The sequence below is a fragment of the Aminobacter carboxidus genome (genome assembly GCF_014863355.1).
GTDB classification, from domain to species: Bacteria; Pseudomonadota; Alphaproteobacteria; order Rhizobiales; family Rhizobiaceae; genus Aminobacter; species Aminobacter carboxidus.
This window is the reverse complement of sequence record NZ_JACZEP010000001.1, coordinates 1,401,637-1,424,626: the sequence shown is the minus strand read 5'-3', so window position 1 is coordinate 1,424,626 and position 22,990 is coordinate 1,401,637. Positions and strand designations below refer to the sequence as shown.

The window sequence follows — 22,990 nt, the reverse complement described above, 5'->3', positions numbered from 1 at the left end:
GAGCGGTGGCATCCGGCATCGGGACATTCGACGCGGTCTGCGGTCAATTCGCCAGGACAGGCCTTAGTCCGAAACCCGGGAGATATCCTGCAATGCGGCCGCCGACAGCGTCCTCAACCTGATGCGGGAGGCGCGTTCCTGGTCGCAATAGACCATATTGCGGGCGACACGCTTGGCGCGGCCGCGGCCTTCCGGTGCGCCGGTGTTGGGATTGACGTCGAACTTGGGAAAATTGCTCGAGGATATGTCGAGCCGAAGCCGATGGCCCTTCTTGAACAGATTGGCCGTGGCAAAGGGTTCGATGGTGATGCTCATTACCTCGCCTGGGACGCAGGGTTTCGGCGCATCGAAGCCATCGCGGTATCGGCAGCGGAATATGCCGTCCGTCAGGATCATGGCGAAGCCGGTGGGATAGTCCTCGCTTGGTGGATAAACGTCGATCAGCTTTGCGGTGAAGTCGGTATCGGGTCCGTCAGTGGAAGCGAATAGCTCAACGATCACCGGACCGACGACGGCAATGTCTTCGGCAAATGGCTCGGTTTCGAACGAGAGAACGTCCAGCCGAGCCGAAAGCGGCAAATTGGTGTTGTCACAGCCGAAGAACCGCGCCTGCTCGCGCTGATCGAAGCCGCCGCCCTCGAACACCGGTTGGCCGCTGGTCAGCGCGCCGCCGATGGTCGGCACGGGGTGCTTCGGATCGAAGTCGTAGACGAACGGAGCTGCCGTCCGGGCAGGGGCTTCGGTCGACAGGCGGCCGTCTTCGTGGAGGTGCAGCACCGTTTCCTCGGCGGTCGGTACCGGCCAATCGGGCGCGGCGATCCAGCGCCCACCATGGTCGAGGCGGCCTTGTGGAGTCTTGCGGCCCGACCCACCGCCCATGACGAACAGCCGCGCGCGGGGTTCTTTGTCGACGTCATTGTCTGCGTTCTTCATCCAGCGGTCGAACCAGCGGCGGCGAAACTCCAGCCAGCTTTCGCTGACATTGCCGCCCAAGGGGGCGGCAGCACCGAACTCGACATCGCCAGCGAAGGTGGCGTTGCGGTTGCCGTGCAGATTGGGGCCCATGATGAGCGCCATCGGACGATCCCGGTCACGCGCCAGTCCTTCGTAATTCTCGAAGGTGGTTTTCACATAGGCATCGTACCAGCTCGACAACAGCGCGACCGGCACGTTCGGGAAGGTATCGTAGCTTTCGGCAGCATAGATGCCGGGCTGCTTCCAGTAGTCGTCGAAGGTGCCGTGACGCCACTGTTCGAGCAGATAGTCCTCGTATTCGGGGACCCAACGCACCGGTGAGCGCCCCTCGGACCAGGGCATGGCGTTGAACCAGCTTTTGACATCCTCCGCTTCCAGTGCGCGCAGCAGGTTGGGGTCGTGTTTGGCCGCGGTGCTCTCGCGGGCATTGTTGTACGCCCAGGTTGCCTGCTTCAATTCAAACGCGCCGCCCTGGCGAATGCCGCAGGTAAAGGCATTCGAGAACCCACCGGAGTCCATGACCATCGCAGCAAGACCGGGCGGGTTTAGACAGGCCAGCGCCATCTGGGTATGCGCGGCATATGAAAGCCCCATCGTGCCGATCTTGCCATTCGACCAGGGTTGCTCGACGATCCAGGCAAGCGTGTCGTAACCGTCAGGGCCTTCGGCGAGGTACTTGGTGAACGCGCCTTCCGAACCATGTCGACCGCGGCAATCCTGATAGATCACGATATAGCCGTGGCCGACGAAGTGGCTTGCGACTTCGGCCCGCGTCATCGGCCTTGTCATGCCGAGTTCGATTTCCGAGCGCGAGCGCTCATCCTTGCCGTAGGCGGTACGTTCCACGATGACGGGCAGGGCGTCTTCCAACACCCTGCCGTCATTTGCCGGACGATAGATGTCGGCCGCGAGCCGGACACCGTCGCGCATCGCCACCATCACATCACGGTGGACCATGACGCCGGGGCTCACCGGCTCGAGTGCGGGCAAGGACGCGACGCCCATCGTTTCGGCTACTGCTTTCATGACTGCCTTACTTCGTCGTATGGGCAAAGGTGGCGAGCGTGTCTTCGCCCTTGGAAGGGGTGAAGGCGATGCTGTCGCGGCTCGCCCAGGTGACCACCGGCCAGTAGAGCGGCATGATGGCGACGTCGCCGAAGGCGATCTCGGCAGCTTCGGCCAACAGCGCGTTGCGCTTGTCGACGTCGAATTCGGCCAGCGCCTCCTTCATCTTGGCATCGTAGGCGGGATTGGAATAACGCGCCCGATTGAAGGAGCCGGTGCCAGCTTCCTTGTCGAACGTCATCAGCACGTTGGTCATGCCAGGCGCCGCAGACGGGGTGGTTGTGCCGAAGGAGAATACGAAGGCCGAGAATTCCTGCTTGCCGGCCGCCGCGACATAGACGCTGTAGGGCTGGGTGACGACACCGTTGACCTTGAGTCCACCACGCGCAAACAACTGGCCGAGTGCCTGGCCGACATCGGCGTCGCCGGCAAAGCGGTCGTTGGACGAATGCACTGTGATGCCGAAACCGTCGGGATAACCCGCCTCGGCAAGCAAAGCCTTGGCGCCGGCGAGATCGATCGCTTCCGGCTTGAGATTGGCCGAGTGGCCGCCGATGCCTTCAGGCACGAGTTGGCCGGCGGCCGCACCTGCCCCCGACAGGATGCGGTCGATCAGAAGCTGGCGATCGACCATCTTCGACATCGCCTGGCGCACGCGAACGTCCTTGAGCGGGCTCGGCGCCAGCTTGGCGCCCGCCTTGTCGGTGACGAACGGGCTCTCGTCGCGCGCGCTGTCGAGTGCCAGATAGATAATCCGTGCCGAGGGCGTGGAATGCAGTGCGATGCCCTCGACGCTCTTCAGGGTTGCAACATCTGCCGGCGGCACGGCGTCGATCAGATCGACAGCGCCGGAACGAAGCGCCGCCACGCGCGCGGCGTTGTTGGAGATCGTGCGGAAAGTGACCTTTTCGAATTCCGGCTTGTCGCCCCAGAAATCGTCGTTGCGCTGAAGCACGAGGCGGTCGCCCGGCACCCATTCGACAAATTTGTAGGGGCCGGTGCCGATGGTCGCCGCGCCACTGTTGAAGTCCGCGATACCTTTGCCTTCGGAGGCCTTCCTGGAAACGATGTAGACCATGCCGGCCAGTTCCATGAACTGCGGCGTCGGCTTCTTGGTGGTGAAGCGGATGGTAGCAGGATCGACGATCTCCATCTTTGCGATGGAGCCGACATTGGCAGTGAACGGTGCCGGGCTGTTTTCGATCGTCGACACGCGTTCGAGCGAATAGACGACGTCCTCAGCGCTCAGCGGTGATCCGTCGTGGAACTTGACGCCCTGGCGCAGCTTCACTTCCCAGGTAAGCGGATCGGTATTCTTCCAGGATTCGGCCAGGTTCGGTTTGATCTGAAGGTTTTCGTCCTGCTCAACCAGCCGCCCGAAAATATGCTGGGCGGCATTCTGGTTGTTGCCGGTGCGCGAGAATTGCGGGTCGATCGCCGAAGGTTCGGCGGAAATGCCCACGGTAAGGTCGGCGGCAGATGCCGCCATGGAAAAGCTGCTGGCCAAAAGCAAAGCTGCGAAAGACGAACGGATGATCTGCATGGTCGTGTTCCCTTTTCTGTTCATGCAATTGCGGTTGTGGGGATGGCGGGCGAGGCCGCCTTGCCCGGCATCTCGTTGAGATGGCAGGCGCTGACGTGGCCCGCCGCGATCTCACGCAAGATCGGCCGCTCGATGCGGCAACGGTCGAAGGCGTGCGGGCAGCGCGGATGGAAATGGCAGCCCGAAGGCGGATGAAGCGGCGAGGGAATCTCGCCTTTCACCGGATTGAACTGGCGTTTGCGCTGCTTGATCGTCGGCACTTCGGAAAGGAGTGCGATCGTGTAGGGATGATTGGGCGCGGCGAAGAAGGCGTCCGCCGGAGCGCTTTCGACGATGCGGCCGAGATACATGATCGCAACACGGTCGGAGATATGCTTGACCACGCCAAGGTCGTGGCTGATGAACAGGTAGGTCAGGCCAAGTTCCTGCCTGAGCTCCATGAACAGGTTGAGGATCTGCGCCTGGATCGAGACGTCGAGCGCCGACACCGATTCATCGCAGATTATGAAGCGTGGATTCACTGCCAGCGCACGCGCGATGCCGATGCGCTGGCGCTGGCCACCAGAGAACTGATGCGGGTAACGGTTGAGATAGGACGGGTCGAGGCCGACACGCTGCATCAGCGCGGTCACCATTTCGGCAGCATCACGCCGCGCCACCATGCCATGGGCGACTGGCGCTTCGCCGATGATGTCGCGTATCGTCTTGCGCGGATTGAGCGAAGACATCGGGTCCTGGAAGATCATCTGCGAGGCAAGCCGCGCAGCCTTTGCCTCGGCACGGGGCAGCGCCGACATATCCTTGCCTTGCCAATTCATCACGCCATCGGACTGGGGCAGGATGCCAGCCATGATGCGGCCGAGCGTGGATTTGCCGCAGCCGGACTCGCCGACGAGCCCGACGACTTCGCCGGGGTTGATCGTTAGCGAGACGCCGTCGACGGCATGAACGACGCGCTCCTCTATATTGGCGCCAAGAAAGCGCGCAAGGCGTTCGGCGTAATCGAGCCCGCGCGTGAAGCGTCGAGAGATCGATGTGGCTTCGACAAGAGGCGTCATGCTGCCCTCGCGATCTGCGGGTGGAAGCAGCGCCAGCGGTGGCCGTCGGCTGCGGTTTCTTCTGGTTCGGTTTTGCAGGCTGCTGTGGCCGCAAAGCAGCGCAGGCGGAACGGACAGCCCGCAGGTCGCCCAAGCGGTGGCGGCGCCATGCCGGGGATGGGCGTCAGCGGTTCGCCCCGTTCGAGATTGGCTGGAACCGAACGCATCAGGCCGATCGTGTAGGGATGGACCGGATTGTCGAGCACGGTGTCGGTTTCGCCGGTCTCGACGATCCTGCCGGCATACATCACCGCAATCCGGTGGGCGAGGCCGGCGACAACGCCAAGATCATGGCTGATCCAGATCAGCGACATGCCGAAGTCGCGGCTCAGTCCCTGGATTACCGCCAGGATCTGCGACTGGATGGTGACGTCGAGCGCTGTCGTCGGCTCATCGGCGATGATGAGCTCCGGTCGGTGTAGCAGTGCCATGGCGATGGCGACACGCTGGCGCATGCCGCCGGAAAACTGATGCGGATAGGCGGCAAGCCGTTCATCGGGCGAGGGGATGCCGACGAGACCGAGCGCTTCGACGGCGCGAGCCCGCGCCTCGGCCTTGGAGACGCGGTCATGGGCGCGCACCGTCTCGACCATCTGGGTCTCGATCGACAGCACCGGGTTGAGTGTCATCATCGGGTCCTGGAAGATCATGGCGATCTTCTTGCCCCTGAGTGACCGCATCTCGCCCTGCGAGCGGCCGACAAGGTCTTCGCCGTGAAACAGGATTCTGCCGCCGGCGATACGTCCCGGCGGATCGACAAGGCCCAGAACTGAAAAGCCGGTGATCGATTTGCCGGAACCGGACTCGCCGACCAGGCCGAGGATTTCGCCACGGCCAACCTCGAACGACACGCCGTCCACCGCCTTGGCCACGCCGGCTCGGGTGAAGAAATAGGTGCAGAGATTTTCGACCTTCAGCGTCATCTCATCGCTCCGAAAGTCGGGGGTTGAGCACTTCACGGAGACGGTCGCCGACGATGTTGATGCTGAAGACCAGCGCCAGCAGCAGAAGGCCGGGATAGACCGATATCCAGTATTGGCCCGACAACAGCGTCTGGTAACCATTGGCGATCAACAGGCCGAGCGACGGCTCGGTGATCGGCAGCCCGATACCAAGGAAGGACAGCGTTGCTTCGGCTGAAATGGCGTTGGCCACCTGAAGCGTTCCGATGACGATGATCGGCGGCAGACAGTTGGGCAGCATGTGGCCGAACAGGATGCGCGGCTTGGAAAGCCCCAGCGATGCGGCGGCTTCGACATACTCCTTGCCGCGCTCGATCAGAGCTGCTGCACGCACCGCGCGGGCAAACTGCGCCCACTGTACGATGACCAATGCCAGCACCACCTTCCACACGCCCTGGCCAAGCAACGCCAACAGCATCAATGCCACCAGGATGGTGGGGAAGCCGAGCATCAGGTCGACAAGGCGCATGATCAGCGTGTCGATGCGACCGCCATAATAGGCTGCGGTGAGGCCAAGTGCCGTGCCGACAGCAAGAGCGATGACTCCGGAGAACAGGCCGACGCCCATCGAGGTCCGCAGGCCGTAGACCATCGCCGAGAACATGTCGCGGCCCTGGCCGTCGGTTCCGAGCCAATAGGTCGTGCCCGACATGCTGTTGGACATCGGTGGCAGGCGCGCGTCGAAGAAGTCGATCGCTGCGAGATCATACGGGTTCTGCGGCACCAGCGAGGGGCCGAAAATGGCCGTGGCGATCAAGATCAGGCAGATCGCGAGCGCGATCGTCGCCTTGGGGCTGCCGAGAATGCCGCGCAGCGAACGCGCCCAGAACGACTGGCTTTCCTGGAAACGGTGGGTGAGCGCTGTCATTGCGTTTCACTCAGCCGGATGCGCGGATCGAGCATCGAGTAGACGATGTCGACGGCAAGATTGATGAAGATGAACATGGTGACGACGACCAGCAGGTAGGCAACGACCACGGGCCGGTCGAGCACGGTGATGGAATCGATCAGGAGCTTGCCGATGCCGGGCCACGCGAAGATGGTCTCGGTCACCACCGCAAAGGCGATCAGCGAACCGAATTCCATGCCGACCACGGTGACGATCGGGATCAGGATGTTCTTCATCACATGGACGGAAATGATGCGGCGTTCGGACAGGCCCTTGGCACGGGCGAACTTGATGAAGTCGAGCGGCATCGTTTCGCGCACGCCGGTGCGGGTCAGCCGGATGACAAGCGACAGCTGGAACAACGCAAGGTTGGTCGCCGGCAAGATGAGATGAGCAAGCCCGTCCCAGCTAGCCAGGGACGTTGCGATGCCGAAGATCTCGCCGGTTTCGCCGCGCCCGGATGACGGCAGCCAACCGAGCCAGACCGAAAAAATCATGATCAGCATCATACCCTGCCAGAAATTTGGCAGGCTGAAACCGAGAATCGAACCGGTCATGATGGTTTCGTCCGTCACCGAACGCGGCTTGAGCCCCGCGATCAGGCCGAGGGGAATGCCGAGCATGAGCGCGATGGTGAGTGCTACGAAAGCGAGTTCGAGTGTGGCCGGCAGCCGCTGAAAGATGAGGCTGATGGCCGGCTGGTTGAAGACGAAGGAGCGGCCGAAATCACCGTGCAGCGCGTTGACGAGGAAGGTGCCGTATTGCGCGACCAGCGAGCGGTCGAGCCCAAGCGCGCGGATCGCCGCCTCGCGCTCGGCGAAGCTGGCGTCAGCGGGGATCAGGATGTCGACTGGATTGCCGATGGCGTAGACGCCGACAAAAACCAGAAGCGACGTCAGGAATACGACAAACAGGCTCTGGCTGAAGCGGCGGATGATGAAAATCGTCATCGCGGTTGCGCTCCTTGCATGACTTGCCTGAATGGGCTGCACCCGGTCATCACGTGAATGCTCTCCTCCCGGCGTCGGTTGCCGACTGCCTGTTGTCGTGCGACGTAACAGCGAGGGCGGCAGGCGCGCAATCTTATGAGTTTTGTGCATTACTCGATGCGAAAAGGGCCGTGCAGCAGCGTGGGGAACTGAAAGCTGAATGAACCTGAAGCAGTTGGACGTGTTTCGCGCGGTGATGCAGACCGGATCGACGATCGGCGCATCGGGCGTGCTCGCCTTGTCACAGTCGGCAATCAGCCGCCAGCTCACGAGCCTGGAGGAAGAGATCGGTTTTGAGCTGTTTCGTCGTGAGAAGGGCAGGCTGGTTCCAAAGCCTGAGGCAACCGCACTGCTCCAGGAGGTCGGCGAACTCTCGGACGTCTTGGCACGGCTGAAGCGCCGGACCGACGAACTCAGTGCCGGGCGCTCGGGCCGGACGCTGATCAAGATGGGGTTTCCGCACTCGCTGACCACGACGCTGTTGCCGAAGCTTGTCGCCGATTTTCTGGCGACGCAGGATCAGGTCAGTATCGAGCTGGTGGCCGGCCCCTACGATATGATCGAACGCGCGGTCATGGGCCGCAGCGTCGATTTCGGCTTTGTCCGGCTGCCGACCGAAGATCGTGGCCTCGTGACGATGCCGCTGGTGTCGAGCGGGCAGCTGTGTGTTTTGCCGGCCGGTCATCCGCTGGCTGCGCGCGAAACCATCAGCGCCGACGATCTTGCAGGCACCGATCTGGTGCTGCTCGGGCGACTGAGATCGAGCCGCGAGGACATCGAAGAGCGGCTGCGGCGTGCCCAGGGCGCGGTCCGTTGCCGGGTCGAAGCGCATTCGGTGGAGGCAAGTGTCGCTCTCGTAGCCGAGGGCATCGGCGTTTCGATCATCCCGGCGCTGATCGGCAGCCTGCTGAAGTCCGATCGCGTTGTCATGCGGCCATTCGCGCCGCCGCTGTGGAGCGACTACGGTATCGCCACGCTTCGCGAAGCGCCGCTTTCCAGGCCGATATTGATGTTCATCGCCATGTTGAAAGAGCGACTTGTCGGTGACGGCGTGCTTACCAAACCGATCTGAGTTGGGCCATAACAACATGCCTCGTGGTGGACCAACAACGCCCGCATTGATCAAGGATCGACTTTAAGAGATAGTCGGCCCGTTGGTTCAGGAGCCTTGGGCGTATGCGTACACCGGTTGCCAGCCAGATCAGGAAGCGCAGGGCCGTCTCCGACGCGCTCGGCCGCCACAAGGTATTCGTCAGTTCCAGACTGTTCCGCGGTGATGGTCAGACCGTTTCGCGGGTGCTGGTTTCGGGCCAGTATTATGACGTCAACGACGCCTTGCTCGGCCGGCTGATGGCGGGTGCCACCCCCAGGGAGCTGGAACTGGAACCCGCCCCGGAAGACGCGGCGCGCTAGGCCGGATGGCAGCGGAAAAGCTTCGCACCTACCGGCAAAAGCGCGATTTCTCGAAGACGCGCGAGCCGCGCGGCGTCGAGCAGGCGAGCGAGGGCAACCGCTTTGTCGTGCACAAGCATCATGCCACCGCCGACCACTACGATCTTCGCCTCGAACTCGACGGCGTGCTCAAGAGCTGGGCCGTGCCGCGTGGTCCCTCGCTCAATCCGGCCGACAAGCGCCTTGCGGTGGAGACCGAGGACCACCCGCTCGACTACATCGACTTCGAAGGACTGATCCCGGAAGGCGAGTATGGCGGCGGGCCGATGATCGTCTGGGACGCGGGCGTGTGGGCACCGATGGAGGATGCACGGACGTCGCTTGAGAAAGGCGCGTTCAAGTTCCGGCTGTGGGGCGAAAAGCTCAAAGGCGGCTGGATGCTGGCGCGGCTGAAGCCGAAGTCAGGCGAAGACAAGCGCAACTGGCTGCTGTTCAAGGAACACGATCCGGCGGTCGACGAGACGACGGACATTCTCGAAACCCGGCCCGAAAGCGTGAAGTCGGGGCGGCGCATCGAGGAACTGGCCGGGCCGCCGAAGACCTCGCCATCGAAACCCGGTGACCTCAAGCCCGGCAAGATTTCAGGCGCGGTGAAGGCGCCGATGCCGGCACGGATCGAACCGCAGTTGGCGAGCCCTGCGCCGAAGCCGCCGTCGGGCGACGGATGGCTGCACGAGATCAAGTTCGACGGCTACCGCACCATGGTGCATCTCGAGGGCGGCACTGCGAAGTTGATCACCCGCAGCGGCATCGACTGGACAAAACGCTATGGCAAGCTGGCTTCGGCCTTTCGCGACCTGCCATGCAGCGACGCCGTCATCGACGGCGAGATCGTCGTGCTCGACGACAAGGGCATCAGCCGGTTCGCCGCACTGCAGGACGCGCTGGCCAGCAGACACGACGAGCTTCTGGTGTTTTATGCCTTCGACCTTGTCCATCTCAACGGCTGGGACCTGACGGGTACGGCGCTTGCGAAGCGCAAGGGCCTGCTGGAGACGCTGCTTGCCGGCCATGTCCACGCCCAGTCGGCGCTTCAGCTCAGTGGGCACGTCGAGGGCGACGGGCAGGCGCTGTACGAACAGGCGACCGAGATGGGGCTCGAGGGCGTGGTGTCGAAACGGGCCACGGCGCACTACAACTCCGGGCGTTCGCACAGCTGGTCCAAGACCAAGGCGCAGAAGAAGGGCGATTTCTACATCGCCGGCTACACAACTTCGCAAGCTGCCGAGGGGCTGGCCGCCCTAGCGCTCGGCGAATGGGTCGATGGCGAGTTGCAGTATCGCGGCAAGGTTGGAACCGGCTTCGACGCCGAGACGTTGCAGTCTTTGCTGCACCGGCTGGAAAGCCTGCGCGAGGGTGCGGTGAAGCTCGACGGCGCGCCGAAGGAGATCATCTCAGTGCGACCCGTGCTCAAAGCCCATATCCACTTTGCCAATCGCACCACCGACAATGCGTTGCGTCACGCGGTGTTCAAGGGGCTACGCGAGGCGGAGCTGTCTGAAACTCCCCAGGCGCCTCGCAAAAGGCTGATCAACGACGCCGATCTTGCCGCCGTCACGATCACCAACCCGGAACGCCGGATGCTCGGCAAGTCCGGTCCAACCAAGCTCGACATCGCCGTCTATTACGCGGCCGTCGGCGATTTCATGCTGCCGCACATCATGGGGCGGCCGGTGTCGCTGTTCAGGTGTCCGACCGGCCAGCACAAGGATTGCTTCTTCCAACGTCACGCCTTTACCGGAATGCCGGCGACGATCGCGTCCTTCGAGACCAAGAACTCCGAGGACGAGAGCAAGACCTACATTTCGGTCGAGGACGCCAAGGGCTATCTCGCGCTGGCGCAGTTCGGCGTCGTCGAGTTCCACGTCTGGGGCGCGCAACGCAAGCGTCTGGACAAGCCCGACCGTGTCGTCTTCGACCTCGATCCAGGCGAGGGCATCGCTTGGCGCGAGGTCGTCGAGGCGGCCGTGCATGTCCGCGACGAGCTAACGAAGATGGGACTCGTGCCTTTCGTAAAGACCTCGGGCGGCAGCGGCATCCACGTCGTCGTGCCAACGACCGGAAAGCTCGGCTGGAAGCAGTTCCATCAGGCAAGCAGCGAAATCTCGTCGCGGATCGCCAGGACCGCGCCCGACACATTCACGACTGTGATGGGCAAGGACAACCGCAAGAAGCGCATCTTCATCGACTTCCACCGCAACGCGCGCAGCGCCACTGCGGCCGCCCCTTACAGTCTTCGCGCCCGCACCAACATGCCGGCGTCGACCCCGCTTAGTTGGCCGGATCTCGAGTCCATCGACGCTCCCGCCGATTTGAACTATTCTTCGCTTCCCGGACTTGTGGCCAGGTCGGGCGATCCTTGGGCTGAGATATCAGATCATGCCAAGGACTTGCCGGCCGAGGTCATCGCCAAGAGTAAGTCTTGACCAAGAGTATGTCTTGAATTGTATCGTGTAGGAGACAAGCATGGCACCAAGGGCAAGTTGGAAGGGGTATCTGAAACTCAGCCTGGTCAGCTGCCCGGTACGTCTGTACCCGGCGACCAGCACGAGCGAGCGCATCAGCTTCAATCAGCTGCACAAGGACACGCATAACCGGATCAACATGAAACCAGTCGATCCGGAACTCGGCCTTGTCGAGCGCTCCGACCTCGTCAAAGGCTACGAGTACGAAGACAAAAGATATGTCGTCATCGACGAAGCCGACATCGACAGCGTCAAGATCGAATCCAACCACACGATGAACATCGAGGCCTTCGTCGACGAAGATTCCGTCGATGTGATCTACCAGGATGCGCCCTATTATCTGGCGCCCGATGGCGCAATGGCCGAGGAAACCTTCGCCGTGCTGCGCGAGGCGCTGCGCAAGTCGGGTAAGCTCGCCATTGCCCGCCTCGTGCTGTCAAGCCGCGAACGCGTCGTGACCATTGGCTCGCGCGAGAACGGCATGTTCGTGTGTACCTTGCGCAATCCGAGCGAAGTGCGCGGAACATCGGAATATTTCGGCAATATCCCTGCCGGCAATCCCGATCCCGAAATGCTTGAACTTGCCGAAGCGCTGATCAAGCAGAAGCTGACGACGTTTGATCCGAAGAACTACGAGGATCGCTACGAGATCGCCTTGATGAAGATGATCAAGGAGAAGCTGAAGGGCCACAAGCCGATCATCGCTGCCGCTCCCGAGCGCGGCAACGTGATCAACCTGATGGATGCGCTGAAGGCCAGCCTCGGCCAGGCCAAACCGCCGGCCAAGAGCAAAACCAAGGCCGAACCGGCCGAGAAGCCAGCGGCCAAGGTGGCGGCAGTTGGCGGTGGCAAGGCGACGAAAGGCAAGAAGTGACTGCACTTTCGGGCAGGATATTCGGCCTGGTCGGAGCGCTTGCCGCGTTTCCCAGGCGGCTCGCCGTGCGCGAGGTCGCGCGCCAGGGCGGCGAACTGCAGCATGGCGTGACGCGGCGAACGACTGACGTCGTGGTCGGGCGGATGTTGTTCTCCAAGCTCGACGAGGCGCAACTGGAAGCGCGGCTCAACGTGGTGCTTGCCTCGGGCCGTCCGGTGCTCAGCGAGAACGGGTTTCTCCGAGCGCTCGGCCTGCTGGACCGGGTCGATGGCGCGGAAATGACCCGGCAGTCGCTGGTCGAGCAGTCACGTATTGCTCCCATGGCCTTCGACTTCCTGTCGCTGTTCGACGCCTTCGAAAGCGATAGCGAGCCTTATGCGTTCCGCGACCTGATCCTGGCCAGGAAGTATGCCGGCCTTTTGGCCGGCGGCGCGACCTGGAGCGCCATTGCCAGGTCGGTTCGCCGATCGGGCGCGGTGGCGTCGCTGAGCGCGATGTCGCTTCATGCCGACGGCAAGGATGCGATCTACGCCCGCCTTGGCGCTGATTTCGCCGAGCTTGACGGCCAGCGGCTGTTGCCGCTCGAACGAACCAGCGATGCCGAGTTGGAGGATATGTTCGGCCGCGCAGAGGAGGCGGAGGAGGGCGGCCGCTTCACCGAGGCGGCAACGCTTTACGCGCGCTGCCTGGCGGCCGACCCGAACGACAGCGTTGCCGCATTCAACCGGGCGAACAGCCTGCGCGCCGCCGGCCACAGCCAGGAGGCGATGCAGACCTATCTCAGGGCGATCAAGCTCGACCCGAAATTCGTCGAAGCCTGGTTCAACCTCGCCGGCTTGTCTGCCGCCGAAGGCAAGGTGCATACGGCACGGCGCCACCTCAAGAAGGCGGTGGCGCTCGACCCATCCTATGCCGACGCGATATTCAACCTCGCAAACCTCGAATATGAGGCCGGCGAGCTGGCCGAAGCCAGGCGCTGGTGGTCGCTCTATCTCAAACTCGACGGCACGTCCGAATGGGCCAGGACCGCGGCCAAGGGCATCCAGTATGTCGATCTGCATCTCAGGGAACGGACGGCAAGCTAGATGGCGGTGAACTTCCTTTTCGATGGGCCGGAAGATGCTGACATCACCGTGCTTTTGGCCCATGGCGCGGGCGCGCCGATGGATTCGGCCTCGATGACGGGGGCGGCGAACGCGCTTGCCTTGGCCGGTCTTCGCGTCGCGCGGTTCGAATTCGGCTACATGGCGGGGCGGCGCGGCGAAGCCGGGCGCAAGCCGCCGCCAAGGGCGGAAACGCTGAACCCGGAGTACAAGGCCGCCGTCGCGCAGCTTGGCGCAAAAGGCCCCCTGATCATTGGCGGCAAGTCGATGGGCGGGCGTGTCGCCAGCATGATCGCTGACGAGTTGTATGGGTCAGGAACGATCGTCGGCCTTTTGTGCCTCGGCTATCCCTTTCACCCACCAGCCAAGCCGACACAGCTACGCACCAAACATCTTGCCGCGCTCAGGACGCCAACTCTGATCGTGCAAGGTACGCGCGACGAGTTCGGCACTGTCGAGGAGGTGCCCAACTACGAACTGTCGGACCGCATTGAAGTCCTGTGGCTCGAAGATGGCGATCATGATCTCAAGCCGCGCAAGAGCATTTCCGGCTTCTCCGCCGCCGCCCACCTGAAAACGTTGGGCGACGCGGTCGCGGCCTGGTCGGCCCGGCTCACCTGACAGCGTCGCATGAAGATCGCCACCTTCAACGTCAATAACGTCAACCGCCGGCTCGAAAACCTGCTGGCGTGGCTGAAGGAGGCAAAACCCGACGTTGTGTGCCTGCAGGAGCTGAAGGCGGCTGACACGCAGCTGCCGCGCTCGGCGATCGAGCAGGCCGGCTATGGCGCGGTCTGGCGCGGCCAGTCGACCTGGAACGGCGTGGCGATCCTCGCCCGCGATGCCGAGCCGATGGTGACACGATGGGAGCTGCCCGGCGATCCCGACGACGGCCAGAGCCGCTATGTCGAGGCGGCGGTGAATGGCGTGCTGATCGCCTCGCTCTATGCACCGAACGGCAATCCGCAGCCCGGGCCGAAGTTCGACTACAAGCTCGACTGGCACGCACGGCTCAACACACATGCGGCAGCGCTGATCGCCGCTGATGTTCCGGCTGTCCTTGCGGGCGACTTCAACGTCGCGCCCGAAGCTCGTGATGTCTACGCCACGAAGTCCTACGACGACAATGCACTCGTCCAGCCGGCGAGCCGCGATGCCTTCCGGCAATTGCTCGAACAGGGCTGGACCGACGCCATCCGCAAGAAACTCCCCACCGACACCGTCTACAGCTTCTGGGACTATCGGCGAAACCGCTGGCCACGCGACGCCGGCATGCGTCTCGACCATCTTTTGCTCAGCAAGAAGATGGCCAGGCGCCTGACTGGTGCGGGTGTGGATCGCGACGTACGCGGCCGCGACGAGGCAAGCGACCACGCACCGGTGTGGATCAGCACGAAATAGGCGGCTCGCAGCTGCTCACGACGAGTCCCATGCGCTTACACCGCGTCCGGTGAAGTGAACCGGCGCCGGACCGCTCAGACTTTGTGCCAGTCGAATTTCAGCTCCTCGCGGAAGGCGAAACGCACGATATGATCGACCACGACCTGTTCCATGCGTGGCAGGTCATCGGCCTCGACATCGACGGTCAGGGTGCGGTCGTTGGCGCGCAGATCGACGACGCGGCCCTCGCCGAGGTCGATGCGTCCTTCAGTGGGTGAAAAATCGACAGCGAACTTGTGGCTCCAGTGCTTGCACAACTGCTGCAGGTAGCGGCTGGCGTGTTCGGTTTCGACTGCTGCGGTTGATTTCGGCATGGTTGTCCTCGGATTGCTTGTCGCCCTATGCGCGACAAAGCAGAAGTAGTCTCGCGATTCCGTCAAAAATGCGAGGCCGAGATGATGCTGCTGGCAAGTGAGCATTCAGACCCGCCGCAAGGACCTGCTGGTGGTGGACGAGGCGAAAACCGGCGAGCTGACGCTCGCAATCGACGGCGACGGACCCTGAGCCAGAGTTGGCCTCAGGCGAGATCGCACCGTGCTCAATGCAGCGAGGGATGGGACGGCGAGGGCCCTTGCCGGAGATGGGTGTATTCAATGCGATTACGCCCGTTTTCCTTGGCTGCCCGCATCTGGTGGTCGGCGGCGACAAGGAGATCGTCGGCGCTCGCTTCCGTTTCAAACAGGACGGCACCGACACTGACGGTCAAAGGCCAGGTCAATCCGCCTGCGACGGGTTCGAAGCTCGCTTCGGCAACCGCATGCCGGATGCGCTCGGCAACCTTCTCGGCATTCGCCTTGGTCGCCCCGGGCAGGTAGACGGAAAAGACGTCGCCGCCGATGCGCCCGACCAGATCGCCGCTTCGCACCGAGGCGCGTATGATTTCGGCAATGGCGCTGAGCGCCTGGTTGCCCGCGCCGTACCCGATTTGCTCGTTGAGCCGCCTGAGATGATCGATGTCGATCACCAGCAGCGCGCCCGTTCTCCGCCCGGACACCGAGGCAGTGGCGATGACGTCGATCGCCGCCGTATACAGCGGGCCGGTCAGGCATGACGTCAGGCTGTCATGAGCCAGTTCCTGGGCATATTTCTGTTTCAGCGAGGTATTTTCGATCAGTTTCGAGCCGAGCAAGACAAGCAGCGGCGCGACAAATATGATCGAAACAACGAGAGTGCCGAACGCCTCGCGCCAAAACATTCCGGCGTCCACTTGTTCGAAGATCGGAAATTGCAAGCCGAGCGAAATGAGTACGAAGGCAAAAGTACCGGCCAGAGTCAGAAGCGCAACCTGAACCCATTTGCCGTTTTTCAATGCACTAAGCTTGCTTAACATTCGCCCCCGCAGCCGAGAGTCTGCCTCAAGAATCCGATTACCTCCGGCATATCTGAGCGAGGTGTGCGGAGACAGGAGTTGCGACTGCGCACCCACAGTTACGAAGTGTTATGGTTAAGGGAGCGCTAATGGGGCTGGCGCAAAATCGTCAATGCGTTTCAGGCACCTGACCCAACAGCAGCATTCCGGATACTACGGGCACTACGGGAAGTGGCGGATAGAGCTGTCAACACGCGGACACTTGACCGGCTGTTTTCGACCCATGCCACCGTGGCCTTGCTGGTCATCCACGACGATGTATATGCGCCGATCTTCGACAGACTGGAATCCGAGATTGCAACCGAGGAAACCAAACTGATCGTCAATGATCCTGTCGCCTGCGCGAGGGCGATCGTGGCGGCGCGGAAGGCTGTCCGGCCACTCTAACCAGTTCTCAGGTGCGGCTTGGCGGCTTTCGAAAGGCCCATTGGTACAGCAATAGCAAGACGACTGCGACCGCTGGAGGCATAAGCATCCACTTGTAGATTGTCGGCCACTCTCTGCTAGAGATATACCCGCCAAACGGGTCGGCCATAAATATGTAGGCAAAGACAACTAGCTGCCAGCCAACCGCGACAGCAACGCATTGCTTGACGATGATCGATCCGCCGAAAATACGATCCACATCAATGGCCTTCATTGAGGCTGCAATCTGGCTAACGAGAACACCGACGCCAATTGGAAGCGCGATCCAGCCCAGACCACGAGGCACGAGCCGGTAGCCCATGTTGTGAGCAATCATTACGAGCACGAATTCAAGTGCGACGACTATCCCGGCCCCGACGATGAAACCGGCAATCCGAAGAGACCAAGCTGTTAAAGTGCTGCGCTCCATGATCGCTGCGATTCTCCACCGCTCCCATTACTGCGTGACCGCACAAGCACAATCAATGGGGCAATTGCGGCCAGAAGTTCGCTGGCGGTCTCCAGTGAGGCACCGTCGCCATACCGTTGCCGTCCTCCAATGCCATGGCCCATGAGATCGCGGCGCACTCGCTCATCAATCCCGGCCTTTAACATCCGGTCCTCGAATGAATGACGTAGGCCGTAAAGGGTATGTCGCTGGGTCTCCAGAAGGCCGTTCTCGCGCAGGAACTTGTTCACGGTGTCGCTGATCTTGTCCTTAAACCGATAGGTCGGGAAGCCTTCCGGGAACGCCCTGAACGCCTCCAGACTGATCCCCACCAATGGAATGTCCCGCTTCGAATTCCGTGTCTTGGGATGGCGGGCTGCACGGCCCCGCCGAGGGTGGCAGCGGCCTCTTTCAGGTCAGGAGTGCCGTTCGCGCTTGGTGACAGCTTCTATGCGTTCCAGAAGCTCGGCGCGGGGCAGGGTGGCGACCTTCTCGGCGGAGAGCCACCGGAAGCCACGGGCCTGAGCCAAATTATACGCCGCTGCGAATGCCCTCTCGGCGTCCTCGGCCAGCTTGGCGTCCCATGCGTTGATGAGATCGTTCCAGACCCGAGCCGCCTTCTGTTGCGCGATCTCGGCACAGTCGGTCTTCAAGCTGATCCATACTTACGCCTTCGGCTCGACCTCGGCGTAACGAACCGGAACGCGCTTGGCGATGTGATACGTGTCGCGGCGCTTCCGAATGGTGATTGCCTTACCCATGACGCTACCCCGTTGACGGCGCGACTACTCCATCAAAGAGGCGGCGAATGTAAGCAAAATACAGAGCAAAATGTTAGCAAAAGAAGGGCGCGGCGACTGGATGGCCGGGCGTACTCGGCCATTTACTGCATATTTTCCAATGCCTTCGGTAATCTTTGGCAGAGTGAGAGGTGGCGGAGGGAGTGGGATTCGAACCCACGGTGAGTTGCCCCACGCCGGTTTTCAAGACCGGTGCCTTAAACCGCTCGGCCATCCCTCCAAACCATTGCACCCCTTCGCCATTTGCCTGCGCCGACATGGTCGGGACGGCAGGCGCACGGGGCTTGCAACCATCTGGTCACGAGTGCCGCGTTTATAGCTGTCCTTGGCGCGGCGTCAACGGCGCCCGAGACATCTTTCCGCGCAATCGACGCCGCTGGCGCCGAGCAACAGGCTGATTGAAAGCAGCCGCGTCCACCTATCGAAAGCCGAGGGGGGGGCTGCGGGCCAGGCGCGGTGGTCTTTGCCTCAATTACGCCATAATCCTGCCTGTTTCGGACCACAGTCGATTAATAGGCTGGCAAGCATTAGCTGCGCAGATAGGGGACTGGGGATAGGTGCGCGAGCTAACTCCATTTTATGCGTGACGGCACTGCGATCGTTTGGCGGTGCCGGAGTAGACTGGCAGGGGACTTCACGACAATGCAGAACTCGACGCGGACGCGCCTTGGGCGCGCAGCCACGATCAGCATTCTCGCAGCGACCGCTGTGTTCATTGCCGGCTGCGCCTCCCAGAAGCCGACTTCCGTCGCCAGCAAGAAGCGCTCCAAGGAATATTTCGCCGAGTCCGAATATGGCGTGAAGGCAAGTCCGCGCGTGACGACGGCGATGTCGAACCTGCCGCGCGGCGGCGGCCGCGACCAGACCGGCAAGCCCTACAAGGTGCGCGGCAAGTGGTACTATCCCAAGGAAGACAAGAACTACGCCGCAATGGGTCGAGCCTCATGGTACGGTGACGCCTTCCATGGCCGGCTGACCGCCAATGGCGAAATCTACGACATGACGCATCTGACCGCAGCGCACCCGACGATGCCGCTGCCGAGCTATGCCCGCGTCACCAACACCAAGAACGGCAGTTCGGTGATCGTGCGCATCAACGATCGCGGGCCTTATTCGAACGACCGTGTCATCGACCTGTCCAAGCGCGCCGCCGAGATGCTCGACTATGCCCATAGCGGCACGGCCAAGGTGAAGGTCGAATATGTCGGCCGTGCACCGCTCGACGGCCGCGACGACCGGTACCTGCTTGCATCCTACCGCCCGGGCAAGGGCATGGCCGATCCGAGCAATGACGGCCTGCCAGCAGGCGTGATGATTGCCATGAACGGACCGACGCCGAACATTGGCGTCGGGCAGGCGGCGGCGTTTCCAGGCACGATGACCGATACAGCACCGGCCGCTGTCCAACTGGCCAGTGCTCCGGCCAACAGCCTTGCGGCTCAGGCGGTCCAGTTCGAGCAGCCAGCCATGGCGGCACAGGGACAGGGAATGATAGACGTGGTGCTGCCGGATTTCGGGCCGATCGCGCCGGAACGTCCTGACGGCATGATGGTTCCGCAGACCCGCGTGGCGCTTGCCACCATGGGTTACGCCAGCGAGACCGCAAGCGGAGCGACCAGGGCTTTCGCCGCACTGGAACGCAAGGCGATGACGTCAAGCGACATCGTCGATTCCTGGAAGCGCCTCAATCCGGGCCCGCGCGCCGAACAGAAGCTCGACACCTATGTCGCCGCCGGCACTTTCGAGGACGGCGCGGAAGCCCAGCGCGTCGCCAAGGCGCTTTCTGCCTATGGCCGCACCCTGGTCGAGCAGTCCGATATCGAAGGCAAGACCTGGTATTCGGTCGACCTCTACCCGGACGGCAAGACTTCGATCGACGCCATGCTGAAGGCAGCATGGTCGCATGGTGCGCCCGACGCCTTTGCGGTTCACGACTGAAGCACGATTTCGCGAACGAGGAGCTGTGGCTATCTGCCCGGCCACGGTTGATCCGGTCGCTTGAAGACTGATAGGTTCAAGACGCTCGACCGGAACGGGGCCGAACGGGGCAGTGCTTTCCATGATTTCCAGACTATCGACACCGCTCAAGCTCTTGATCGGACTGCTAGCGGCGCTTGCCTTTGTCGGGCAGGCTGAGGCGCAGCTGTTCGAAACCAAGGCAACACAAGCCTACATGATCGATGCCGAAACCGGCACGGTGCTGTTTTCGAAAGAGCCCGACAAGGCAATGGCGCCGGCCTCGCTGGCCAAGCTGATGACCATGGAGGTGGTGTTCAACGCCATCAAGTCCGGCCGCTACAAGCTCGACGACACCTTCGCGGTGAGTGAAAACGCCTGGCGCACCGGTGGTGCGGCATCGCGGGCGTCAACGATGTTTGCCGCGGTCAAGTCGCAGATCCGCATCGAAGACCTGATCCAGGGCGTCACCGTACAGTTGGCCAATGACGGCTGCATCGTGCTTGCCGAAGGCATGGCCGGCTCCGAGGCCAATTTCGCCCTGCAGATGACCGAACGCGCCCGCGAGATCGGCCTGGAGAAGTCGACATTCGTCAATTCGACCGGTTTGCCGGCGCCTGGCCAGACCACCACTGTGCGTGAGCTCGCCACGCTCGGCCTGCACATCTGGCGCACCTATCCCGAGTTCTACCGCTACTACAGCCTGCCGGAGTTCAACTGGAACAAGATCCTGCAGCGCAACCGCAACCCGCTCATCACCATGGACATCGGCGCCGACGGCATGGCTGCCGGCTTCACCGAAGGCGAAGGCTTTGCCATCGTCGGCTCGGTCAACCGCGAGGGCAGGCGGCTGTTTGCCGCGATGGCGGGGCTTGCCAGTGACCGCGAGCGCTCGGAAGAAGCACGCAAGCTGCTTGACTGGGGCATGCGCTCCTTCGAAAAGTCGGAGATCTTCACCGCCAACGAGCCGGTGGGCGAGGCGCAGGTGTTCGGCGGCACCAAGTCGCATGTCGCCCTGGTGGCCCAGAAGCCGATCTCGCTGTTTTTGCCGATGACCAATCGCGAGCGGCTCGTGGCACGCATCGTCTATGACGGCCCGGTGGCAGCACCGATTGCCAAGGGAACGCCGATCGGCTCGCTCAAAGTCTGGATCGGCGACACGCTGAGCCAGGAAACCCCGCTCTATGCCGCAGAGTCTATCGAAGTCGGTTCACTGCAAAGCCGCGCCCTCGACGCGGTCAAGGAACTCGCGGTCGGCTGGCTCAGATAGTTCAGGTGGACCTTTGCGGCTCTCGACGCTAGAGCTTCGGCACCTACATAAAGATATGCCGTGAGGCCGTTCGGACGGCGTAACTTGCGATGCACGGACAGAAAGGCATTGGATTGGCGCGCGGCTTCTTCATCACATTCGAAGGCGGCGAGGGGGCAGGCAAGTCGACACAGATCGAGCGCCTGGCCAGCAAGCTTCGCGACAAGCGCTACGACATCGTCGTGACGCGCGAACCCGGCGGATCGCCCGGTGCGGAAGCGGTGCGGCATGTGCTGTTGTCGGGCGCAGCCGAGCCTTTCGGGCCAGAAATGGAAGCGTTGCTGTTTGCCGCCGCACGTTCCGACCATGTCGAACAAGTGATCCGACCGGCTGTCGAACGCGGCGCCATCGTTTTGTGCGATCGCTTTCTTGATTCGTCGCGCGTCTACCAAGGGGTTACAGGCGATCTCGATCCCGACTTCATGGCGGCGGTCGAGCGCGTGGCGATCAATGGCATGATGCCTGACATGACGCTGATCCTCGATCTCGATCCGACCGAAGGCTTGCGGCGCGCCACCGCCAGGCGCGGACAGGATGTCGCCGACCGCTTCGAAAAGGAGACGGTCGACATCCACCAGCGCCGACGCGAGGCTTATCTGGCGATCGCCGAGAACGAGCCCGACCGCTGCGTGCTGATCGACGCGTCGAAGGCCCCCGAAGAGGTCGAGCATTCCATCACCGACGCTGTGTTCGCAGCCCTTGAAGCGCGCGCCACGGCGGGCAGCCGGGCGAGGGCCGACGCCTGATGTTCGAACGCCTCGCCCCCGAACAGCACGATACGCTCGACGGCGTGCCTGAGCCGGCCGAAAATCCGCGCCTGTTTGGCCACGAACAGGCGATCGTGATGCTGACCGCAGCCTATCGCTCGGGCAAGCTGCCGCACGCTTTGATCCTCGCCGGACCGGTCGGCATCGGCAAGGCGACGCTCGCCTTCCATCTCGCCCATCATCTCTTGCGTTATCCCGACCATCGCAACGCACCCGAAGAACTGGCCGATCCGGATCCGAAGTCTGGCCTGTTCCGCCAGGTCGCCACCGGCGCGCACCCTTCGGTGCTGCATCTGACGCGGCCACAGAACGACAAGACCAAGGGCTTCAAGTCTGTCGTCACCGTCGACGAGATCCGTAAGGTATCGCGTTTTCTGTCGATGACCTCGCATGATGGCGCCTACCGTGTCGTCATCGTCGATCCGGCCGACGACATGAACACCAACGCGGCCAATGCGCTGCTCAAGAATCTCGAGGAGCCGCCGGCGCGCACGCTGTTCATCCTGATCGTGCATGCGCCAGGCAGTCTGCTGCCGACGATCCGTTCGCGCTGCCAGACGATCCGGTTGACGCCACTCGACGACGACGCGTTGCTGGCTGCCCTTGCCGGCACCGATCAGCCGGCGCCCGATGAGCCTGAGGCGCGTGCGGCGCTGGTACAGCGGGCAGGGGGAAGCGCACGTGCCGCGATCCTGCTTACCCAGTATGGCGGGCTGGAGATCGCCGAAGCGCTGGACAAGATCGTGCAGTCGGGACGCAACGACATTGCCGCCGCGTACAAGCTTGCCGATGCGGTGGCGGGCAGGGACAGCGCGATCCAGTTCGACGTCTTCAACCGCCGCGCGCTCGACCTGCTGTCGGATACGGCAACGGAGGCCGCACGCAACTCGGATCTTTCGCGGGCCAACGTCCTGTCCGATGCTTGGCACGACGCGCAAAACGCGATATCCGAGACCGAGACCTACAATCTCGACAAGAAACAACACGTCCTGGCCATGATCGACCGCTTGAATGCCGCATTGCGAATGTGACGCTCGTCCGAACCGGATGGCTATCGCCATGCCGATGCGTTATCTGACCGC

The 22,990-nt window shown here is 62.5% G+C and carries 23 protein-coding genes and 1 tRNA gene; 12 read left to right on the top strand and 12 right to left on the bottom strand.

Going from position 1 to position 22,990, the window contains the following annotated elements; all coding sequences use genetic code 11:
• Nucleotides 1-63 precede the first annotated feature (63 nt).
• Genes IHE39_RS06805 through IHE39_RS06780 form a run of 6 tightly spaced genes read right to left on the bottom strand, consistent with a single transcriptional unit; the run spans nt 64 to nt 7,481 of the window.
• The gene (locus tag IHE39_RS06805; protein WP_192565885.1) at nt 64-2,001 is read right to left on the bottom strand and encodes a CocE/NonD family hydrolase; all 1,938 of its coding nucleotides are present in this window, start codon (nt 1,999-2,001) and stop codon (nt 64-66) included.
• A gap of 7 nt (nt 2,002-2,008) precedes the next feature.
• Nucleotides 2,009-3,583, bottom strand: coding sequence for an ABC transporter substrate-binding protein (locus tag IHE39_RS06800; protein WP_192565884.1), 1,575 nt, complete (start codon nt 3,581-3,583; stop codon nt 2,009-2,011).
• A gap of 20 nt (nt 3,584-3,603) precedes the next feature.
• Complete coding sequence (locus tag IHE39_RS06795; RefSeq protein ID WP_192565883.1) at nt 3,604-4,641, bottom strand: ABC transporter ATP-binding protein; 1,038 nt, start codon at nt 4,639-4,641, stop codon at nt 3,604-3,606.
• Complete coding sequence (locus IHE39_RS06790) at nt 4,638-5,603, bottom strand: ABC transporter ATP-binding protein (RefSeq protein WP_192565882.1); 966 nt, start codon at nt 5,601-5,603, stop codon at nt 4,638-4,640. The genes IHE39_RS06795 and IHE39_RS06790 overlap by 4 nt, the downstream gene beginning before the upstream one ends.
• A 1-nt stretch (nt 5,604) precedes the next feature.
• Complete coding sequence (locus IHE39_RS06785) at nt 5,605-6,510, bottom strand: ABC transporter permease (RefSeq protein WP_115732049.1); 906 nt, start codon at nt 6,508-6,510, stop codon at nt 5,605-5,607.
• A complete protein-coding gene (locus tag IHE39_RS06780) occupies nt 6,507-7,481 on the bottom strand; it encodes an ABC transporter permease (protein WP_192565881.1) in 975 nt (324 codons plus the stop codon). Before IHE39_RS06780 ends, IHE39_RS06785 begins: the two co-directional genes overlap by 4 nt.
• Before the next feature lie 199 nt (nt 7,482-7,680).
• On the opposite strand from IHE39_RS06780, the gene IHE39_RS06775 reads away from it, so the two are divergent.
• The 7 genes from IHE39_RS06775 to xth all read left to right on the top strand — a co-directional run bounded on the left by IHE39_RS06775 (nt 7,681) and on the right by xth (nt 14,815).
• The gene (locus IHE39_RS06775; protein WP_184767811.1) at nt 7,681-8,592 is read left to right on the top strand and encodes a LysR family transcriptional regulator; all 912 of its coding nucleotides are present in this window, start codon (nt 7,681-7,683) and stop codon (nt 8,590-8,592) included.
• 104 nt (nt 8,593-8,696) lie between these two features.
• Entirely contained in the window at nt 8,697-8,933 is a 237-nt protein-coding gene (locus IHE39_RS06770; RefSeq protein ID WP_184767812.1) for a hypothetical protein, read from the top strand.
• Nucleotides 8,934-8,938: 5 nt separating this feature from the next.
• The gene (ligD, locus tag IHE39_RS06765) at nt 8,939-11,398 is read left to right on the top strand and encodes a DNA ligase D (RefSeq protein WP_192565880.1); all 2,460 of its coding nucleotides are present in this window, start codon (nt 8,939-8,941) and stop codon (nt 11,396-11,398) included.
• A gap of 40 nt (nt 11,399-11,438) precedes the next feature.
• A complete protein-coding gene (ku, locus tag IHE39_RS06760; RefSeq protein ID WP_184767814.1) occupies nt 11,439-12,311 on the top strand; it encodes a non-homologous end joining protein Ku in 873 nt (290 codons plus the stop codon).
• Nucleotides 12,308-13,396 carry a tetratricopeptide repeat protein gene (locus IHE39_RS06755; RefSeq protein WP_192565879.1) on the top strand — a complete coding sequence of 363 codons (1,089 nt, stop codon included), beginning with the start codon at nt 12,308-12,310 and terminating at the stop codon, nt 13,394-13,396. Before ku ends, IHE39_RS06755 begins: the two co-directional genes overlap by 4 nt.
• On the top strand, nt 13,397-14,035 hold the full coding sequence (locus tag IHE39_RS06750; RefSeq protein ID WP_192565878.1) for an alpha/beta hydrolase family protein: 639 nt from the start codon (nt 13,397-13,399) through the stop codon (nt 14,033-14,035). It begins immediately after the preceding gene.
• A 9-nt stretch (nt 14,036-14,044) separates the two neighbouring features.
• The gene (gene xth / locus IHE39_RS06745) at nt 14,045-14,815 is read left to right on the top strand and encodes an exodeoxyribonuclease III (protein ID WP_192565877.1); all 771 of its coding nucleotides are present in this window, start codon (nt 14,045-14,047) and stop codon (nt 14,813-14,815) included.
• Between the two features lie 74 nt (nt 14,816-14,889).
• Here xth and IHE39_RS06740 read toward each other — a convergent pair whose 3' ends face one another.
• Nucleotides 14,890-15,168: a DUF2218 domain-containing protein gene (locus tag IHE39_RS06740; protein ID WP_192565876.1), complete on the bottom strand. Its 279-nt coding sequence runs from the start codon at nt 15,166-15,168 to the stop codon at nt 14,890-14,892.
• 224 nt (nt 15,169-15,392) lie between these two features.
• Entirely contained in the window at nt 15,393-16,280 is an 888-nt protein-coding gene (locus IHE39_RS06735; protein ID WP_184767819.1) for a GGDEF domain-containing protein, read from the bottom strand.
• A gap of 114 nt (nt 16,281-16,394) precedes the next feature.
• Between IHE39_RS06735 and IHE39_RS06730 the strand changes: the two genes are divergently transcribed.
• Complete coding sequence (locus IHE39_RS06730) at nt 16,395-16,610, top strand: hypothetical protein (RefSeq protein ID WP_192565875.1); 216 nt, start codon at nt 16,395-16,397, stop codon at nt 16,608-16,610.
• Nucleotides 16,611-16,617: 7 nt separating this feature from the next.
• Here IHE39_RS06730 and IHE39_RS06725 read toward each other — a convergent pair whose 3' ends face one another.
• The 4 genes from IHE39_RS06725 to IHE39_RS06715 all read right to left on the bottom strand — a co-directional run bounded on the left by IHE39_RS06725 (nt 16,618) and on the right by IHE39_RS06715 (nt 18,096).
• Nucleotides 16,618-17,058 carry a hypothetical protein gene (locus IHE39_RS06725; protein ID WP_192565874.1) on the bottom strand — a complete coding sequence of 147 codons (441 nt, stop codon included), beginning with the start codon at nt 17,056-17,058 and terminating at the stop codon, nt 16,618-16,620.
• Nucleotides 17,040-17,408: a site-specific integrase gene (locus tag IHE39_RS30405; RefSeq protein WP_210327472.1), complete on the bottom strand. Its 369-nt coding sequence runs from the start codon at nt 17,406-17,408 to the stop codon at nt 17,040-17,042. Before IHE39_RS30405 ends, IHE39_RS06725 begins: the two co-directional genes overlap by 19 nt.
• 84 nt (nt 17,409-17,492) lie before the next feature.
• Nucleotides 17,493-17,729: a hypothetical protein gene (locus IHE39_RS30400; protein ID WP_210327471.1), complete on the bottom strand. Its 237-nt coding sequence runs from the start codon at nt 17,727-17,729 to the stop codon at nt 17,493-17,495.
• 279 nt (nt 17,730-18,008) lie between these two features.
• Nucleotides 18,009-18,096, bottom strand: a tRNA-Ser gene (locus IHE39_RS06715).
• A 422-nt stretch (nt 18,097-18,518) separates the two neighbouring features.
• Here IHE39_RS06715 and IHE39_RS06710 point away from each other — a divergent pair.
• From IHE39_RS06710 to IHE39_RS06695, 4 genes are all read left to right on the top strand, one after another.
• Complete coding sequence (locus IHE39_RS06710) at nt 18,519-19,814, top strand: septal ring lytic transglycosylase RlpA family protein (protein ID WP_192565873.1); 1,296 nt, start codon at nt 18,519-18,521, stop codon at nt 19,812-19,814.
• Between the two features lie 121 nt (nt 19,815-19,935).
• Complete coding sequence (locus tag IHE39_RS06705) at nt 19,936-21,102, top strand: D-alanyl-D-alanine carboxypeptidase family protein (protein ID WP_192565872.1); 1,167 nt, start codon at nt 19,936-19,938, stop codon at nt 21,100-21,102.
• Between the two features lie 113 nt (nt 21,103-21,215).
• A complete protein-coding gene (tmk, locus tag IHE39_RS06700) occupies nt 21,216-21,887 on the top strand; it encodes a dTMP kinase (protein WP_192566070.1) in 672 nt (223 codons plus the stop codon).
• Entirely contained in the window at nt 21,884-22,939 is a 1,056-nt protein-coding gene (locus tag IHE39_RS06695; protein WP_192566069.1) for a DNA polymerase III subunit delta', read from the top strand. Before tmk ends, IHE39_RS06695 begins: the two co-directional genes overlap by 4 nt.
• Nucleotides 22,940-22,990: the final 51 nt, after the last annotated feature.

Excerpts from the sequence above, each read along its gene's own strand:
- IHE39_RS06750 (WP_192565878.1), top strand. The coding sequence starts at position 13,397 with ATGGCGGTGAACTTCCTTTTCGATGGGCCGGAAGATGCTGACATCACC.
- IHE39_RS06780 (WP_192565881.1), bottom strand. The coding sequence starts at position 7,481 with ATGACGATTTTCATCATCCGCCGCTTCAGCCAGAGCCTGTTTGTCGTA.
- IHE39_RS06770 (WP_184767812.1), top strand. The coding sequence starts at position 8,697 with ATGCGTACACCGGTTGCCAGCCAGATCAGGAAGCGCAGGGCCGTCTCC.
- IHE39_RS06710 (WP_192565873.1), top strand. The coding sequence starts at position 18,519 with ATGCAGAACTCGACGCGGACGCGCCTTGGGCGCGCAGCCACGATCAGC.
- IHE39_RS06705 (WP_192565872.1), top strand. The coding sequence starts at position 19,936 with ATGATTTCCAGACTATCGACACCGCTCAAGCTCTTGATCGGACTGCTA.
- IHE39_RS06785 (WP_115732049.1), bottom strand. The coding sequence starts at position 6,510 with ATGACAGCGCTCACCCACCGTTTCCAGGAAAGCCAGTCGTTCTGGGCG.
- ligD (WP_192565880.1), top strand. The coding sequence starts at position 8,939 with ATGGCAGCGGAAAAGCTTCGCACCTACCGGCAAAAGCGCGATTTCTCG.
- IHE39_RS06740 (WP_192565876.1), bottom strand. The coding sequence starts at position 15,168 with ATGCCGAAATCAACCGCAGCAGTCGAAACCGAACACGCCAGCCGCTAC.
- xth (WP_192565877.1), top strand. The coding sequence starts at position 14,045 with ATGAAGATCGCCACCTTCAACGTCAATAACGTCAACCGCCGGCTCGAA.
- IHE39_RS06790 (WP_192565882.1), bottom strand. The coding sequence starts at position 5,603 with ATGACGCTGAAGGTCGAAAATCTCTGCACCTATTTCTTCACCCGAGCC.
- IHE39_RS06775 (WP_184767811.1), top strand. The coding sequence starts at position 7,681 with ATGAACCTGAAGCAGTTGGACGTGTTTCGCGCGGTGATGCAGACCGGA.
- IHE39_RS06800 (WP_192565884.1), bottom strand. The coding sequence starts at position 3,583 with ATGCAGATCATCCGTTCGTCTTTCGCAGCTTTGCTTTTGGCCAGCAGC.
- ku (WP_184767814.1), top strand. The coding sequence starts at position 11,439 with ATGGCACCAAGGGCAAGTTGGAAGGGGTATCTGAAACTCAGCCTGGTC.
- IHE39_RS06795 (WP_192565883.1), bottom strand. The coding sequence starts at position 4,641 with ATGACGCCTCTTGTCGAAGCCACATCGATCTCTCGACGCTTCACGCGC.
- IHE39_RS06725 (WP_192565874.1), bottom strand. The coding sequence starts at position 17,058 with ATGGAGCGCAGCACTTTAACAGCTTGGTCTCTTCGGATTGCCGGTTTC.
- IHE39_RS06805 (WP_192565885.1), bottom strand. The coding sequence starts at position 2,001 with ATGAAAGCAGTAGCCGAAACGATGGGCGTCGCGTCCTTGCCCGCACTC.